Origin of the sequence: Lutibacter oceani, assembly GCF_003384935.1 — a bacterium.
Taxonomy (GTDB): domain Bacteria; phylum Bacteroidota; class Bacteroidia; order Flavobacteriales; family Flavobacteriaceae; genus Lutibacter; species Lutibacter oceani.
The window spans coordinates 266,123-285,720 of the sequence record NZ_QTTQ01000009.1; the positions used below are offsets into that span (position 1 = coordinate 266,123).

The 19,598-nt window shown below is 30.6% G+C and carries 10 protein-coding genes and 1 pseudogene; all 11 read right to left on the minus strand.

Annotation, left to right across the window (positions count from 1 at the left end):
- Window positions 1-9 precede the first annotated feature (9 nt).
- The gene (locus BX611_RS01320; protein WP_162880004.1) at window positions 10-906 is read right to left on the minus strand and encodes a carbohydrate kinase family protein; all 897 of its coding nucleotides are present in this window, start codon (window positions 904-906) and stop codon (window positions 10-12) included.
- Window positions 906-2,153, minus strand: a complete 1,248-nt coding sequence (locus tag BX611_RS01325; RefSeq protein ID WP_115877690.1) for an MFS transporter — start codon at window positions 2,151-2,153, stop codon at window positions 906-908. The genes BX611_RS01320 and BX611_RS01325 overlap by 1 nt, the downstream gene beginning before the upstream one ends.
- Window positions 2,154-2,210: 57 nt before the next feature.
- Complete coding sequence (gtfA, locus tag BX611_RS01330) at window positions 2,211-3,641, minus strand: sucrose phosphorylase (protein ID WP_115877691.1); 1,431 nt, start codon at window positions 3,639-3,641, stop codon at window positions 2,211-2,213.
- Between the two features lie 94 nt (window positions 3,642-3,735).
- On the minus strand, window positions 3,736-5,931 hold the full coding sequence (locus BX611_RS01335; protein WP_115877692.1) for an alpha-galactosidase: 2,196 nt from the start codon (window positions 5,929-5,931) through the stop codon (window positions 3,736-3,738).
- A 262-nt stretch (window positions 5,932-6,193) separates the two neighbouring features.
- Entirely contained in the window at window positions 6,194-7,936 is a 1,743-nt protein-coding gene (locus tag BX611_RS01340; protein WP_115877693.1) for a RagB/SusD family nutrient uptake outer membrane protein, read from the minus strand.
- An 11-nt stretch (window positions 7,937-7,947) separates the two neighbouring features.
- Complete coding sequence (locus tag BX611_RS01345; protein ID WP_115877694.1) at window positions 7,948-11,109, minus strand: SusC/RagA family TonB-linked outer membrane protein; 3,162 nt, start codon at window positions 11,107-11,109, stop codon at window positions 7,948-7,950.
- Window positions 11,110-11,124: 15 nt separating this feature from the next.
- The gene (locus tag BX611_RS01350) at window positions 11,125-12,726 is read right to left on the minus strand and encodes a glycoside hydrolase family 32 protein (RefSeq protein WP_115877695.1); all 1,602 of its coding nucleotides are present in this window, start codon (window positions 12,724-12,726) and stop codon (window positions 11,125-11,127) included.
- Window positions 12,726-14,051, minus strand: coding sequence for a sugar porter family MFS transporter (locus tag BX611_RS01355; protein ID WP_115877696.1), 1,326 nt, complete (start codon window positions 14,049-14,051; stop codon window positions 12,726-12,728). The genes BX611_RS01350 and BX611_RS01355 overlap by 1 nt, the downstream gene beginning before the upstream one ends.
- A 355-nt stretch (window positions 14,052-14,406) precedes the next feature.
- Window positions 14,407-17,130 carry a substrate-binding domain-containing protein gene (locus BX611_RS01360; RefSeq protein ID WP_115877697.1) on the minus strand — a complete coding sequence of 908 codons (2,724 nt, stop codon included), beginning with the start codon at window positions 17,128-17,130 and terminating at the stop codon, window positions 14,407-14,409.
- A 646-nt stretch (window positions 17,131-17,776) separates the two neighbouring features.
- Window positions 17,777-17,920, minus strand: a pseudogene (locus BX611_RS15140) (ATPase); the annotation flags it as partial.
- Window positions 17,921-18,050: 130 nt separating this feature from the next.
- The gene (locus BX611_RS01370) at window positions 18,051-19,580 is read right to left on the minus strand and encodes an aminotransferase class V-fold PLP-dependent enzyme (protein WP_115877698.1); all 1,530 of its coding nucleotides are present in this window, start codon (window positions 19,578-19,580) and stop codon (window positions 18,051-18,053) included.
- Window positions 19,581-19,598 lie beyond the last annotated feature (18 nt).

Here is a 19,598-nt window from a genome sequence, read left to right on the forward strand (position 1 = left end):
TAAGACCTTCTAAAATCCACTTAAAAATTCATCAATTTCTGAATGTGAAATTTCTGGATTTGCCCCTTCATTTTGAGCAACAATTGCTCCTACAGCACAGGCAAAATTAATAGCTTCCTGTGGATCAACTTCATTAAATAATTTTGTAACTAAAGACGCTAAAAAAGAATCACCTGAACCAACAGTATCAACAACATCAACTTTAAAACCACAATTATTATAAAACTTCCCTTTACAGTATAATACAGCTCCATGAGAACCTAAAGTCACGCAAATTGTATCAGTATTGGTTTCTTTAGCTATGAACTTAATATTTTGTTCTAAAGATTTATGACTTGAATTTAAGTAGCTGGCAATTTCAAACAATTCATCATCATTGAATTTGATAAAATCAGCAAAATTCATTAATTCTATCAACGTTTTTTCTGTGTAATGAGGCACTCTTAAATTGACATCAAATATTTTATATTTGGCCACTTCTAAGAGTTGTAATAACGTTTTTTTTGTTGATTCATCACGAGAAGCTAAACTTCCATAAAGAAAGAAATCAGCATTTTTAACTAATTCTGTATCAGCAATAGCTAATCTGATTTTATCCCAAGCTGAAGGATAAGTAATGTCATATGAAGCATTTCCTTTTTCATTTAATTGAACATTTACAACGCCAGTTGGATAATTTTCTTTTACTTGAATAGAGTCTGTATCTATATCTAAATTTTTAAAATACTCGAGTAATTCTTTTCCATTATTGTCGTTACCAACCGCACTAATCATAGCAACATCAACGTCAAACGATTTTAACCTAGAAGCTACATTTAATGGTGCTCCACCAATTTTTTTATGTTTTGGAAACACATCAAATAATATTTCTCCAAAACATACTGCTTTCAATTTTTTATTAATCATTATAGGCTATTTAAATTACTATATTCACTTTCATTTAATTTTGAAATACGAGTAAGTGTTGGTTTAAAAATCATATTTAACAAAAAACCAACAAATAATATTACTGCAAAAAATGTCGCTAACATAAATCCATATTTTGCATCTGATCCAAATAAATCACTTACAACACCCATTGATAATGGACCTATCGCGGCACCGGCAGCTGTAAAAAATAAAATAATCCCCGCTACAGAACCGTGACTAGATTTTGGAAAACAACTAATTCCTTTAGAATTTATTGTTGGATAAATTACAGACATAAATAATCCTGAAAGTGGTAATAAAACGACTGTTGCAGATTCGTTTAGAAAACTAAAACCATAACACAATAATATCACGAAACTTGAAATAGCCATAACAACAGTCCAATCAAAACGTTCCAACATCCACGCACCTAAAAAGCGACCGCCTGCACGTAAAATAAAAAATATAGGCAATGCATATAGTGCTATAAAAGTAAAACTACCATCATAACCAGCTATTAAAGTGGGCATCCAAACATAAATTGCAGCTTCAACCGCAACATATAAAAAAGCGGCTAAAGAAAATCCAAGGGCATATTTATCTTTCACCATAAGTAAGGTTCGTTTAATATTTATTGGCTCTTCTGTAGATTTTTTAGTATCTGGATATTTTGCGAAAAAAGCTATAATAATTAAAACAACACACAATGTAGCAGCCACCACATATAGCCATTTCCAGTCTACATTTCTTGTTAAAAAATAACTTACTAAAAACGGACCAATTATGGCTCCTACTCCAAAAAATCCTTCAACAACATTCATTGTTGATGTATGATCATTGGTAGATTTTGACATATCTCCAATTAATGCTAAGGCTCCAGTTTTAAAAACACCTATTGCTGCTCCAGAAATAATAAGTAGTACTAAGAAAAAACCAAACGTATTACCTAGTAAAAATAAATATGAGTTTACAGCGAATAATGCCAGACCTATAATAATTGTTTTTTTTCTACCTATTTTATCAGCTAAAAAACCTAAAAATATACCTGCCAACGCAATTGCTGTCATTGGACCGTAATGTAAAAGTCCAGCTGCAGTCATTGATAAATTAAATTCCTTCATTACTTCAGGTATAATAACACCCACTGCATCTGTTGTCATTGCAAACATCATAAACATAAGGTATGTTAACCATTTTATGTTTTTTTGGTTGTAATCTGCTGTTTGTACTTCTTGGTTTTTCATTGTATTAATTTGTATAAAATTAAATAATATTACTGTTAAAGTGCTTTAAACACTGATTTATAATGAAAATTTTGTTTCCATTTTCATTGACGTTAAATCAATAAAAAGCTCTGCAATATGTCTATCATTTACCCATTTTATATTTAGTTTATTTTCTTCAGTTTCAATAAGATTAAAATCACCATTAAATGCTTTATGATTATTTCTTAAAAACATTAATTCTGCTAAATCATTAATTAAAGGCCTCTTTAAATGTTCATTAATTTCATTCTTCGTAAAATAATGACGGTTGATATCTCTACCTACATTGGTTTTTTCTAACAATTCCATATCATTTTCACCAGCAAATAAACCTACATAATACACTTGCGGTATTCCCGGCACAAAAAACTGAATAGCTCTTGCCATTAAATAAGCGTTTTCGTCCCTTCCTAAGGCATCAAAATACGTGCAATTTACTTGGTATAAATCTAAGTTTGAAGCTGCCGCTCCTGTTGCTTTTAAGCTATTTCCTTTACTATTTACATGTATTTGATCTACAATTTTTGATAAAACAGTTCCTTCAATTAAACCGGGTTTATTTCCTTCAGCCGCCACATCAACAATACCAATTCCATCGTGAGTATCTAGCACCGTTAATGCATTTTTAGGACTAACCTCTAACCATTTTTTTAAGCTTGAAGCATTTTTATTAAATAACGTATCTAATACCAATACTGGCAATGCAAAATCATATACATAATCTACTCTTTTTGCAATTTCAATTTGTGTTTTATAGTACGAATGAATTTCAACCAAAACTTCAATTCCTTTTGCTTTTGCTTTCTCGGTTAATTTATCTATAAATTCATAGGTTTCATCAATCATAAAACATGATGTTCCTTGCTGTTTAATAGCATATCCTGCAGCATCTAAACGAATCATTTTTACCCCACCCTTTTGAAACGTATCTAAAATTCCTTCTAAATATTGAATACCAATATCACTTTTAACATCAATATCAATTTGGTTGCTAGTAAAAGTTGTCCAAATTAATTTGGTTGAACCGTCGTTTAATTTAACCATGGTAAATGGTAAATTTGGACGCGGTCTATAAATTGTCAATAAATCAGCTTCAGTTGCTCCATTTGGAAAAACAGTGTCATACGTTAAAAATAACGAAGCGTATTTCGATTCTTTTCCTTTTTGAAGATAATCTTGAAATTGTACCGATTTTGCTGATACATGATTCACAATTAAATCGGCCATAATATCAACCTCTTTACTGAGTTCATTTAAATCGTTCCAATCTCCTAATCTTGGATCTATTAAATTATGATCAATTGGATCAAAACCTGCATCTTCCCCATCAATTGGGTAATAAAAAGGTAAAATGTGTAAGCCTCCAAAAAGTCCTTTAAATTCATTTTTAAAAAGTGAATTTAAATCTTGAATACTCTTACATCCTAACCGATCTACATAAGTTATTAATTGTATTTTGTTTTTCATTTTTTTAAGTTATTTTAAATGTGAGGTTCTTCAATTTCACCTCCTAAATAATCTAAATTCCATATCTAAAAATAAACTATGTGAATAATGGTATTTATTTTGCTTCAGTAATCAATAAAATTACACTTGTCCGTTTGAGATTTATATCTGGGTTTACTCCTACATTCATTAAAAAATTACCAGAATAAGTAATTGAGTCGTCCAATGTTGATTTAGTATTTGGAAACAAGTTAATTTCTTTAATTTTATACTTTTTATCAATATCCAAACCTTTCATTTTAATAGGTTGTCTAGTCATTTTCTCCATAAACCTATTAGAAGAAAGATAATTAAACATTACCGCCTCCGATTTATTTTTATCAACATACATTAAAGACGCATATGGGTTTTGATAAGGGCTTGCTAAACGAAACTGATCTCCTAATAAAACTAAATGCTTAAACTCATTATATTCTTTGATGGCTTCTTTAGTAAAAAATAAATCATCTGAATTTAAATGGCTAACATCTATGTCAAATCCTAATTTCCCCATACTTGCAACATCAACCTTAAATTTCATTGGCTGTTTTCCCCAATTGGTTACGTGACAAGCTGTGGTAATTGAAGGAAAGAAGTAGGAATAATTCCACTGTAGAAAAATACGCTCTATTGGATCTGTATTATCACTTGGCCAAAATTCTGTAAAATATTTTAATAGCTCGTAATCAGCTCTTCCGCCACCACCAGAACATAACATCATAGAAACAGAAGGATATTTTTGACGTATCTTATCTAACACTTTGTATAAGCCTTGTACATAATCTATATAAAGATGCGTTTGTGGAATTTTATTTTGTTCTAAATAATTAGAATAAGCATTGTAAATTACCGCATTACAATCCCATTTTACAAAAGCTATCTCTGGATTTTTAGTAAAAATTGAATCTACTACAGTAAATACAAAATTCTGCACATCTGGATTGGTTAAATCTAGTACCATTTGGTTACGGTATAATTTTGCAGGTCTTTCAGGTTGTTTTATAACCCAATCTGGGTGTGTTTTAAATAACTCACTTTCTGGATTTACCATTTCAGGTTCTATCCAAATTCCGAATTTAACCTTATTTTTTTTTGCTTCCTTAACCAAATATCCTAAACCATTTGGTAATTTCTTCCTATTTTCTTGCCAATCTCCCAAGCCTGCATCATCATTATTCCGAGGGTATTTATTTCCAAACCAACCGTCATCTAATAAAAATAAGTCTAATCCTAAATCTTTTGTGTCCGTAATTAATTTTGAAAGTTTATCTTCATTAAAATCGAAATAAGTTGCCTCCCAATTGTTTAATAAAGTTAACCGCTCACCTTCGCCATTTAATACTCTATATTTCCTTGCCCAAGTATGCAACTGTCTTGATGCTTTCCCAGTACCATTATCAGAAATTGAATAAATTAAAGAAGGAGATTTAAAAGTTTCTCCTTTTTGCAATGTATAATTGGAACTATAAGGATTAACTCCAGCTATTAATCGTAAATTCTTATAAGAGTCAATGTCAAAATCTATTTTATAATTTCCAGTCCAAGCTAGTTGACCAAGTAATACCATGCCGTTATCTTCTTCAGCTGGTTTATCAAAAGAAATCATAAAATTTGGTGTTCCTATTAGCATTGCTCTAGTTCCTAATTTTGAATCAAGCGTTTTAATCCCTTGAGTTAGTCTTTCCTCTGTTGGCTGCATTTCTTTTAAATACTCACCTTGAAAATGAGTTAAATAAAAATCTTTGTTTGTAAAGTAAAGGTTTGCCGAAGCATACTTACTTAGTTCAATTGTATCATTTTCTTTATTGATAATTTCTGTCCATTGCTCAACAACATTCAAGTTGGCCCAAACTTTATAGTTTAAAATTACTATTAGGTTATAAACTGGATCAGTTAATTTTATTTTTGTGTGTGTTTCTTCGTCCTTTTTTTGAACTTCTACATCTACAAATATTAAATCCGTGGATAAATTTCCATCAAAATGTTTTACTTGTAAAGCTGGCTCAGATAAATTCCATGTTCCTGAAGGTGTGTATGCTGAGTTGTAAATACCCGCATTGGCACTCGGAAAATAATATTGTTTTTCAATTTGCTGAAAATCCAACTCATAATTTAATTTTTTTCCAAAATAAACAGTTTTTAATTTATTTTGATTGTCAGTTTGTAAAACCATTGAGAAATCTTTGGTTTCAATTGGAATAATGGTTTGTGCCTTGCAATAAGAAACTACAAGAACTAAAATTATTAACACTTTAAATCTAATCTCAATCATAATATATAATGTTTCATTTGAATAATAAGTTGATTCCTTATTTGATAATTTTTTTTGAAATAATTTTTTTACTATGTAATATGATTTTTAATCATACCTATTTAAAAAAAAATACAATTATTTTCCACTATAAATTTTGAATTTTCAAATTTGTGTGAATTCAAATACATTTTAAAATTGAAAGGCAGACAAACGTCTGCCTTTTAAAAAACTAACTCAAATATTAATATAACAAACCAAATATATTAATAAGTTTTAAATTTTAATATCCTGGGTTTTGTTGATATAAACCTCCTGTAAAATCAATTTCTCTTTGAGGTATTGGATAATATTCATCTCTTCCTGCAGTAAAATGTGCATTTGAAAGAAAATCTCTTTTTGTTTTTTCAACAGCAAGATACCCGTTCAAAACTGATTCAGCTTCTCCCCATCTTACCAAATCAAAAAACCGTGGTCCTTCCATTCCAAACTCTAATCTTCTTTCAAACTTTAACGCTTTTAAAGCATATTCTTTTGAGGGAAAGGTAGGATATGTTCCAATATTATAAATATCTGAAGCCCCAGCCGCAATTGATCTTGAAGTACTTGCTGTTGCGCGTAATCTTACTTGATTAACAATAGCTGTTGCAGGTCCAAATTGACCTAACTGAATCATTGCTTCAGCTTTAAATAATAAGACGTCTGCATATCTAATAAAATCAACATTTTTAGAGGTTCCAATAAATGGTCCTTCTTTTACATAACAAGAACAATCTGGTGCTTGTTGTTCCTTCATATTTCCAAAATATCCATAAACTCCTGGATCTCTAGCCCAAGAAAAGTTATAAATCATATCTCCAGATTCATTTACTGTATTTCTATATTTGAAGGGTCTTCCTGGAATTCCAACAGTATGATCAATTCTTGGATCTAATGTAATTCCAGCTGCCAATGGAGCTTTTCCGTTTCCATCAACGGTATTAAATATATCTGAATTATTAAAGGTATCTAATAAAGGAAGCCCATTTGCATCCGTTTTAAATGCATTTACCATATTTTGGCTAGCCATATGAAACCCACAACAACCATAAAGTCCTGTTCCATGAGGTGAATTTAACCCCGTTACAAAACTAACACGACTTACCACAGTACCATCATTTATAGAGAATTGAGCCGCCCAAATTGATTCTGGTCCATTATCATATCCATCAAGGAAATTATTTCCATAATCAGCTTCTAAATCTCCGATTACGTCATCTGCATAATCAATTACCTCTTGTAATTTAGATTGATTGATATTTGTTACTGCATGTGCATCATTTTGTTCATACGCTTGATACAATCTTAATTTTGCCAAATAAGCAGCGGCAGCATTTTTATCAGCTCTTCCTACTTCATCTTGTGATTGAGGCAAATTATTGTATGCAAATAAGAAATCATCTGCAATAACATTCCATAACTCATCACTTGATAAATTATTTGATGTTTCAAGAATTTGTTCTTGTGTTAATTCTTCTGTGATATAAGGCACTTTGTTAAACAATAACTTTAGCATAAAGTGTGAATGAGCTCTTAAAAAACGAAGCTCAGCTTGTCTTATAACTTTGTTACCATATTCACCCTCTGGAATTTCATTAATAACAGATAAGGCAAAATTAGCACGTGATATTGCTTTATAATAATTTGTCCAAGTTCTTGGAGTCATCCAATCTCCCATGTCAGCAACAGTTAAGTTATATTGTTCAAATTTATCAACAACATCAACATCTCCACGGCCTCCACCACCTTTATAGGCGTCATCAGAACGTACACTTCCATATACCCATTGATGTGTTAACGGGCCAACCATTTCATCATTGGCAATTCCAGCATAGGCAGCTACTACAAGAGATTCTGCATTCTCTGCAGTCGCCACATTTACGGATGATAACACCCCTTTTGGTTCATATTCTAAAAAATCTTTGTTACAAGATGTCCATAATGCAATTGACAAAAAGTAAACAGCTATAATTTTATATTTTTTCATGTGTTTTTCTTTTAAAAATTAATATTTAATCCTACTGAAATTGTTGTTGGAACAGGAATTCTATTCACATCTGTGCGCTCTGGATCAGAACCTATATAATCTTTTGGCGTAAACCAAAATAAATTTTCTCCTTGAACGTAAATTCTAAACTTACTCATACTTGCCCATTTGTTTATCATTTCTATTGGAAGTGAATAACCAATCTGTAAGTTTCTTAACTTAAAATAAGAATTATTTCTAAAAACATAATCAGATGTATCTGTAAAATTATTTACTAATGAAAGAGAAGGAACATCAGTATTCGTATTGGTTGGAGTCCAAGCATTTAATACACCTAACCCAGCATTATCTCTACCCTGTGTAAAGTTATTCCAAAATATATATGGATCTGCACCAATTCTCCCTGCAACACCTGAACCAAAAATAGAAGCATCTAAGTTTTTATATGCCAAATTAAATCTAATACCATACTCTAATTTTGGCAAAGTTGTACCTATAAAATCTCTATCATCTCCGTTTATAACACCATCATTATTAATATCAACAATTCTTATACCTCCTGGTCTTGAATTTCCTGTCTGCACACCTCCTGTTGGAGCAGCATCTGCTTCAGCTTGGCTTTGAAACAAGCCGTCAGTTTTATATCCGAAAATTGAGAATTGAGAATGGCCAAGTATAGAATTTTCTGCTGTTCCTGGATAACCTGCTCTTACTTGTTCTGGCAAATAAGTGATCTTATCATTAAATGAACTGAAATTGGTACTTACTCCAAAACTTAAACCATTATCAAAATCTTTACCGTACGATAAAGTAAATTCCCAACCATTGGTTTCAGTTGAAGCACCATTTAAAACTCGTTGTTGTCCTTCTCCAATTGTAGATGCAATTGGAGGAGTAATTAAAATATCACTTGTTTTTCTTTTAAAATAATCAAAAGAACCAATAATTGTCTCATCTAATAAGCCAAAATCTACACCAAAATTAAATTCTTTGGTTGTTTCCCATTTTAAATCTGGGTTTTCAGCTTGAGTGGATACAAATCCTGAAGGTAATGTTCCTGTATTGTTTCCATTAATATCATACGCCGTTCCTACATTATAATAAATATTAAAAAAATCAGGCTGAAAAACATTTTGATTAGGACCATATCTTGACTCAAACAATCCAAACCTTGATACATCGCCAATTTCTTGATTTCCTACTTCACCATACCCAGCTCTTAATTTTAAATTGGAAATAAAGTCATTGTCTTTTAAAAATTCTTCATTGCTAACTCTCCAACCCACAGTTGCCGCTGGAAAAACACCATATCTATTGTTTTTACCAAATCTTGACGAACCATCTCTACGCACAGTTACAGATGCCAAATAACGGTCTGAAAATGCATAATTTAATTTTCCAAATTGTGAAAGCAAACTATTTCCTGAACTAATACCTTGATTAGTTCTTGCACCAGTTGCAGCATTTAATACGAAATAAGATTCTGATTCAACAGCAAACCCATCAGCAGAAGCATAAATTGTATTTAATTTATTTTCTATTGATTCTACCCCCAGTAAAACACTAAATCTATGATCTCCCAATTCCAAATCATAATTCAACGTATTAGTCATTATAATACTTGAATATTTATTGGTATCAAAAATAAGTCTGTTCACGTTTCTTGTAATAAAACCATTATTAACTTTTGGTTCTATATTTTTTCTCTTATAATCACTAAAATCAATACCTACACTGCTTCTAAAGGAAAGGTTGTCCAAAATTTGTAATTCTGCAAAAACATTTCCAAAGAAATTATTTTTCTCGGCATTGTCCCATCTATTCAAATATTGCATTAATACAGGATTATTTCTATCAGAATATCCAGCACCAATAGGGCCTCCATAATTACCATTAAGATCAAATAATGGAATAGTTGGCGCTAAAGTTATTGCCAATCCTGGAGTTGGGGCATTTCCAACATCTGCGGCTGCTAAGTTTTCATTAGATGTTGAAAACTGTGTATTTACACCAATTTTTAATTTATCATTAAATAATTTTGTACTAGAATTCAATTTAGCACTATATCTTTCATAACCTGTATATTTTAGCATCCCTGTATTTTTAAGATACCCTAAATTTATAAATAATGCAGATTTTTCTGAATTAGCCGCTAATGATAACTCATTATTATAAACATATCCGGTTTTATAAATCGCATCTTGCCAATCAGTATCTCCAACTGGCATATTGGTATCTCCACCAACATATGGTTGTAAGGTTACATTGTTTAAAACAGGATTTGCAAAATTATTATTCCAATCAAAATTATAAATTTCACCATAACCACCGTTTGGATCAGCACCATCATTTACCGAGGCCTGAAATAATGCTTGACCACGTTGAAGTGAATTTAACATATTATAACGTTGTTGTTTTTCCGATTGTACTGAAAAATTGGAATTGAAACTTACATTAACATCTCCGCCTTTTGATTTATTTTTTGTAGAAACAACAATAACCCCATTACCAGCTCTTGATCCATATAATGAAGATGCTGAGGCATCTTTTAAAACTTGAATAGATTCAATAGATTCTGGGTTTATACTTGCAAATACTTCCTGACGCTTAGTAGGCACACCATCTATTACATATAATGGATCATTATTTCCCAAAGTAGTAATACCCCTAATTAAAATTCTACTATTAAGACCTGTAGGATCACCGGATTTTTCAACGAAAAGTCCTGCAACAGATCCTTGTAATGACTGCATAGTATTTCCAGAACTTAAGCTTTGCCCACTAAGAGATGCTAAATCTACAACGGTAACTGCCCCTGTAACATCTACTTTTCTTTCTTTTGAATAACCTGTTAAGACAACTTCATCTAGAGACTGAGCATCTAGTTCTAAAACAACATTTATTGCGCTTTTACTCTGAATTCCAATTTTTAAAGTTTTGTATCCTACATAGCTGAATACCAAAGTTGCATTGCTATCCACACCACTTAATAAATAATTTCCATCAAAATCAGTAACAACACCTTTGGTTGTTCCTAACACGGATACCGAAGTTCCTGGTAAAGGTGAGCCATCATCTGAAGATGTAACAACACCATGTACCTCAATTTCTTGGGCTTGCATTGTTAGAAATGCCCCAAAGAAAATTAAAATTAAAGCTAATTTAGTTCTCATAATTTAATGTATAGTTTAGTTAAAATTAAGTTCGTTAATAATCAAGTTTTCAATTTCAAAATTGAAATTTTCAGACTTTACAGAAAATGCCTCGATAGGGTTTTTTGGAAAAAATATTTCTGTCATAACCGTTTCTCCATTGTTGTAAAATATTTCTATTGAAGTTTTGTCTAATAAAAGTCTAACTTCAAGATCATTTCCATTTGCAGCGTAAGGAGCTTTTGAAATGTTTGGAGCAAAATCTTTTGAAAAAGAAATATTTCCAGATGCGGTTCTATCACTAAAGTAAAACTGTTTATTGTTATTTACTCCAAACTTTATAGAATCACCTCTTTTGTTATCAAAACAAAACGTGTATGTATCTTCTTTTAAATTGTTGATTTTAAAATGTATATCCAAACTTTTAAAATCAACAAGTGTATTATTAGTTAATAAGGTTCGTTTCCCCTTTTCAATACTTATACTGCTTTTCTTAACTGTTTTAGAAACATAGTTTGAAATTTCTTTTACAGGAAGTGATTTTAATTGATATTGGTTGTCAGTTTTTGTAAGTTTTAATTCACGTGCAACTGTCATAGAACTTCTCCACTTTTCAGTAGGTACTTTAATTGCATATTGCCAATTACTCATCCAACCAATAAATAGTTTTCTTCCATCAGTATCAGGTATGTTAGACCAGGTTACACCTGCATAATTATCTTTTCCATAATCAATCCAAGAAGCATTATTCTTATCTAAATGATCTTTAAAGGTTGGATCAATTTTAAATGTTTTTCCATCAAAATCTCCAACAAAATATTGTGTAGCAGAACCTTCATTATAACCTCCACTACCAACACTTACTAAAAGCACCCATTTTATTTCATCAGTACCTTCTGTTTGCATAGCAAATAAATCTGGACATTCCCATACCCCATTATGCGAACCAACATTTTCTCCAAAGTTTGATAGAAACTCCCAATCTTTTAAATTTTTAGAACTATAAAACATTATTTCTTGACCAGCAGCTAATACCATTATCCACTTTTTATTTACAGCATCCCAAACAATTTTTGGATCTCTAAAATCTTTTATGTTTGGATTTTTTATAACAGGATTATCTGCATATTTTTCCCATGTTAACCCCTCATCTAAAGAATAAGCAATTGCTTGAGATTGAAAATCAATGTCACCTTGTTTTTCTTTATCCATATCGTGATAAGTAAACATCGCTACAATTGGAATTTTCCCGCCTTCTCCAAAACCTGAAGTATTATTAGCATCTACTACAGCACTTCCTGAAAAAATATAGCCTTTCTCATCTGGAAATAATGCGATTGGTTTTTCTACCCATGTAACCATATCTGTACTAATTGCGTGCCCCCAATGCATTGGTCCCCAAACATTCCCATCAGGATAGTGTTGAAAATATAAATGGTAATATCCATTATAGAAAAACATCCCGTTAGGATCATTCATCCAATTTGCTTTTGGTGTGAAGTGAAATTCAGGTCTATACAATTCTTCTTCCGAATAAACCATATCCACATTCTGTGAAGTGTTTTGTTCGTTCTTAGGTGTTTGTTTGCATCCAATAAATGCAATTAACACTAACAATACAAGAATAAAATTTTTCATTATTTTACATTTTTTTTGATTAATATTTTACTCAACTCTTCTAGTGGAACCCCTTTAGTTTCAGGCATCATAAAAATTACAAAGACCAATTGAAACGCCATCATTATTGCAAAAAACAGAAAAACTACACCTGCACCTATTGTTGAAAATAATGTTGGAATTAAAGTTGGTATTATTGCTGCTAAAAGCCAATGAGTTGTGCTTCCAAATGATTGACCTGAAGCTCTTAAATGATTTGGAAAGATTTCAGATATAAATACCCATATTACAGCACCTTGACCTATAGCATGTGCTGCAATAAATAAAAATAAGAATATAGGAACAGCCATTCCTGTCCATCCCAAGAAAAAAGCCATTGCCACAAGTGATAAAGAGATGATATAACCTACAGAGCCTATGTACATTAATTGTTTACGGCCAAGTTTATCAATTAGAAACACTCCTAACAGAGTGAACACTAGGTTTGTAAGCCCTATACCTATACTGCTTAACAGTGCTGTACTTTCACCCAATCCAGCTTCTTCAAATATCCTTGGAGCGTAATATAAAAATGCATTGATACCTGATAATTGATTAAACATAGCCATTAGGAATGCCAGAATGAGTGGAAAACGATATTTTTTCATAAATATATTTTCTCCTGGTAAATCTCTATTGTTTTCTTCTTGTATTTCAAGCATTAATTTTTCAGCATCGTCATCAGGGTTAATGATTTCCAAAACTTCTTTTGCTTCATCAATCCTAAGTTTCGAAATAAGCCATCTTGGACTTTTTGGTACACTAAACATGAATATTGTATAGATTAATGCAGGAAAAGCTTCTATTCCTATCATCCATCTCCAATCGTTTTCTCCTATTCCGCTTAAAAGGTAATTGGATAAAAAAGCAATCAAAATTCCGAACACAATATTAAATTGATACAAAGCTACTAAGCGACCACGGTCCTTTGCAGGTGCAATTTCAGAAATATAAGCAGGTGCAGCAATAGTTGAAGCACCAACACCTAAGCCACCAATAAATCTAAATACGGCAAAAGTCCAAGGGTCATTGGCCAAGCCAGAACCAATTGCTGAGATTGTATATAATATACCTATTAAGATTAATGTGTTTTTTCTTCCCCACTTATTGGTAGGGATTCCTCCAAAGATAGCACCAACAACAGTTCCCCAAAGTGCCATTGCCATTACAATTGCACCATGAAAAGCATCAGACGAGCCCCATAATAATTGTAATTTTTTATCTGCCCCGGATATTACTACAGTATCAAAGCCAAATAAAAATCCTGCTAAAGCGGCTGTTATTGACCAAATTAAGATTTTATTCATTATTAAATATTTTTTAGTTTATTACAATTATTTACTATCGTAAGTTTAAATTGGTTATATGCTTTAACAAGTTTTAAGCATATAATTGTATTTCAAAATTAGAGGGAAAGTATTACGAGGTTGTTTGATTATGTTTCAAAATGTTACAAAATTGTTACATAACAATAATAATATTTAATTATCTGATTATAAGTCATTTAACATTAATTGTTTTATTAAAAACTGGACAAATTGTAATGATCTTTTAAAAAAATACAAAATTGTAACATTAATTTAGCAACCTTTTAGGGTAATTTCAGACAATAGTTGTGGGTTTTTATGAGCTCTCGAAAAGAAAATAATTTTTATATAAAAATTATTTTCGAAATTCTTTTGGAGTTTTTCCAAATTTATTTTTAAAAGAAGTACTAAAATAATTTGGAGAAGAAAAGCCTGTTGAATAAGCTATTTCAGAAATACTGAGTTTTGATGTTTCTAATAACTCTTTAGATTTTTCCAGTCTAAAATCTTGAATGTATTCGCTAATGCTTATTCCTAAAATAGCTTTTACCTTTCGGTATAATTGCACTCGAGAAATATTCATTTTTTCAGCTAAATCTTCTACTGAAAAATTAGAATTGTCTAAATTTTTATCAATATTCTTTTTTATTTCAACAATAAATACTTGTTCAATTTCACCAAATTTGTTATTTGCTTCAACATTATTTAATTTGTTTGAATAGAAGTACCTTAATCGTTCGCGATTGTATAACAAAGTCTCAATAGAATGTTCTAAAACTTTTATACTAAAAGGCTTTGATATAAACATATCTGCACCAGAATCTAGTCCTTTTATATAGGAATCCTGATCTCCTAAGGCAGTTAATATTATTGTTGGAATATGAGATGTTCTTAAATCTTTCTTTAATATTTCACAAATTTCAAAACCGCTTTTTCCTGGTAGACTTACATCACTTAATACCAAATCCGGAACATGCTCTAGCGCTAAATCAATTGCATCTGGTCCATAAGATGTATAAACTTTATAACGCCGTGAAAGACGATCTATTAAAAAATTATTTAAATCTATATTATCTTCAACAACCAATATGGAATATTTTTCAGTGGTGATTTCTTCAATATAATTTTGGTTAACTGTTTGCAGTTCTAAATAATCTATTTGAACTTTTTTTATTGGGAAAGTGTCAATTTCAGAAATAACTTCTTTAGGAAAATGTTCTTTTCCTTTTAAAAGTGTAATTGTAAATACCGTTCCATTATTAATATCTATTTCAATGGTTCCTCCGTGCAATTCAATAAATTGTTTAGACAAATTTAAACCAATACCTGAACTATATTGATAATTATTTGAACCTTGAAAAAATGGTTTAAAAACTTTGTCTAAATCTGTTGAAGGAATACCAATACCAGAATCACTAACTTTTATTACAACACTATCTCCTTCGCAATTTATATCTAATTTAATTTCGCCTTTTCTTGGTGTGAATTTTAATGCGTTAGACAACAGATTGAAATATACTTTATCTAATAAGCTTCTATCAATATAAACTTCCGTTTCTGTACAATTTGAATTAAATATATAGTTTATATTTTTTCTAACTGCTTCAGAAGAAAAATCATTAAAAATTTGTTTAGAAAACTCATTTATATTTGTAGGAACTACATTTATATTGAATTTTTTATCTTCAATTTTTCTAAAATCCAACAATTGATTAATTAACCTTAATAACCTGTTTGAATTTTTATAAATATTAGGTATATGATCTCCTAAATTCAATTTTCTATTAATATTTTCTTCATACAACGTTTCCGCAGTACTCATAATTAATGTTAAAGGCGTTTTAAATTCATGAGAAAGTCCTGTAAAAAAGTTAGTTCTTGCCTCATTCACCTCTCTAATTTCTTTTGCTATCTGTTGAATTTTATTACGTTGAATAATAATCTTTTCATTATTAATCCTTAACAACCTGTTTTTATTTTTAATTACTAGAATTGAATAAATACTATAAACTGCCAACGCAATTATTAATACCAAAAACACCAATAAAATTTTCACTAAATTATTTTGTGAATTATATGTTTTTTGAAGTTGATTAATATTGGTTTGAAGATTGTTAATGTCATTTATTTTTTGATTGATCCGAATGAATTGACTTTCAAGTATTGCTGCGTTTCTAAAATCTACAACAGTTGATTCTAATATATTATTAATAGGATGCGTCTTTTTAGCAACTAAATCTACCGCTAAACGCAACGCTTCATCACCACCTGTTGGATATAAAATAGTAGCAATTAACACTCCTTTTTTAACCAAATCTAATCCTCCATTTGGTCCTGGCAAACCGTCAACTCCAATAATTTTCAATTGTTTTTCAAGTCCTAAATCTTGAGCCACTTCCCAAGCTCCATAAGCCAATCTATCGTTATGGGCAAAAACAAAATCAACATCCTTTATTTCATTAAGTGCTTTCCTAAAGCTTTCTTTTATAGAACTAGCTTCCCAATCGCTATCAATAATTTTTACAATCTCTAAATTTGGTGTTGCTTTTATTACATCTTTAAATCCTATGCTTCTTTCATATGCAGGAGACGAACCTTCAAGCCCTCTTATTTCAATAATTTTGGTAGGTTTATTAGTTTTTGAAGCAATAAAATTAGCTGCATTTATACCCACTTGATAATTATCTGCACCTAAATATGCTGTATATGTTTGTTTATCAGTTTTTCGATCAACAACCAAAACTGGTATGCCATTATCAATTGCTTTTTGAATAACTGGCGTAACAGGAGTTGATTGCCAAGGAGAAACTATTATTACATCAACTTTTTTATCAATAAATTGTTGAATTTGTTTTGATTGAAGTTCCGAATTACTATTAGCATCTACTATTTCTAAATGAACATTCTCAAATAAATCTGCTTGAATCTGCATTGATTTATTCATTTCCTGACGCCATAAATCATTGCTAACACATTGTGAAAAGCCAATAGTTATTTTTTTGTCTTGGTTAACATTTTTACAAGAAAAAAAAGTAACTATAACTAAAAGAAAATAGTAAAATCTAACTTGAAACAACATACATAATTTAGTTGATATTGGCTAATTTAAGAATAATATTCATTATAAATCTGTAATTTTAATTGATTCTTTAATTAGTACAGTGTGAATTTAATTTTTAAGTTGAAAAAGCAAATTACAGGGTTTTAATTTTTGGTTTTATTTAACATGTGCAAATGTTTCTAGGTTGTTGTGACTATCCTTATGGAAACGGATTATAGTATCTTTTTCAGCAATGGATAGGTGTTAAAATTAATCAATTGACAGTAGCAATTGAACAACTTCAGGAAACAGGAAGTTTCGGCTTCCTGTTTTTATTTATAAAGGAATTAATTATTTTAATTGTTTTTGTATTCGTGGATGTTTAATATTACTTTCTCTTATCAATTGAAACTAACAAGATTACATATCTCATATGATCTACTTCCAACCCTGTTTCCATTTCGTTTTTCAATTTCTTTTGTATTGAGGTTTTTCTATATCTTTTTTCCATGGCCCAACCCTTCGACAGGCTCAGGGTGACAAAAAAGTCTAGACTGATTTTAATTTCTTAGAATTCTAGCGTTTTATACATTATCGCATTCAGACGACTGCATTCTTTGGATGCTTAGCCGTTTCTAAAACTTAAATTCTTACATAAATTAAACTAGGTCGGCTACATACAAACCTACATTCTTTTATCCTTTGAGTTGCTATCAAAACTAATGAGATTGAACATTTCACGAAGTCTGCTTCTTACACGGTTTCCATATCTTTTTTCAATTTCTTTTGCGTTTAGGTTTGTTGTGATGTGGGTTTTAATTCTATTTTTTTTTGGTGAGATCCTGAAACAAGTTCAGGATGACGGCTATTATTGGATACCCTTGTAATTATACTTTATGAAACTAAATGGAGGGTATTGTGAACACCTTAAAACTGCAGTGATTTAATTAAAACAAAGTTTATTCTTTAAACCAATTATTTACAATTTCAATTTCTATTGGTTTGGCTGTTTTATGGATAAATTCATTTTTTACGGCATCATATTCATAATCTTTACCCCATAGCTCACAATTTTCAACTACTTGTTTAATACTTTCACAAACATATAAAACTTCTTCATTGGTAATTGTTGGGTGGATGGACATTCTAACCCATCCTGGACGCTCAACCATACAGCCTTCTAAAATTTTCTTTTCAATATTTTTTGAAGTTTGCTGATCTACATGCAGTAAAAAGTGACCATAAGTACCTGCGCAGGAACAACCCCCACGCGTTTGAACACCAAACCTGTCGTTTAATAATTTTACAATTAAATTAAAATGAACATTTTTTATGAAAAAAGAAAAGATACCCAATCTATCTGTATGCTGTGCCGCTAAAATATTCAAATTTGGTATTTTAGTTAACTTTTCAAATACAATTTTGTTTATTTCGTGTTCTCTTTTAATGATATTTTCAACACCCATTTTTTCTTTTAACTGAATAGAAAGTGCTGTTTTAATAGTTTGTAAAAATCCTGGTGTTCCACCGTCTTCACGAGTTTCAATATCATCAACATAATCGTGATCTCCCCAAGGATTTGTATAATTTACAGTACCTCCACCTGGATTGTCAGGAATTAAATTTTTATAGAGTTTTTTATTAAAAACCAACACTCCAGAAGAGCCTGGACCACCTAAAAATTTATGCGGTGAAAAGAAAATAGCATCTAAATAAGATTCTTCATCTGCAGGATGCATATTTATATCAACATACGGAGCTGAACATGCAAAATCAACAAAACACAATCCGCCATTTTGATGAATAATTTTTGCAATTTTATGGTAATTTGTTCTAATTCCTGTAACATTTGAGCAAGCTGTAACCGATGCAATTTTTATTGGTCTATCTTTATATTTTTCTAATAATTTTTCAAAACTATCAAAACAAATTAAGCCAGTTTCTTCACACGGAATAATCTCTACATTTGCAATAGTTTCTAACCAAGACGTTTGGTTAGAATGGTGTTCCATATGCGAAATAAAAACAATAGGTCTTAATTCATCAGGAACGGTTGTATAATTTTTTAAATTTTCAGAAACTTTTAAACCTAAAATACGCTGAAATTTATTTACAACACCAGTCATTCCAGCTCCATCAGTTATTAAAACATCATCTTTACTTGCATTTACATGTTGTTTTATAATGTTCCTGGCTTTATGGTAAGCCATTGTCATTGCTGAACCTGTAATTGAAGTTTCGGTATGTGTATTAGCTACAAATGGTCCAAATTCATTCAGTATTTTTTCTTCAATTGGACGATAAAAACGTCCGCTGGCAGTCCAATCTGTATAAATAATTTCCTTTTCACCATATGGCGATTGAAATTTTTGATGAACACCAACTATATGTTTTCTAAATTGTTGAAAATAGGTTTCCAATTCAGAAGGCTTACTACTTTGAGTATTATTGGATTTCTCCTTAGAAAATATGTTTGAAAAAAAATTCATTGTTTGTTTATTAGTAGA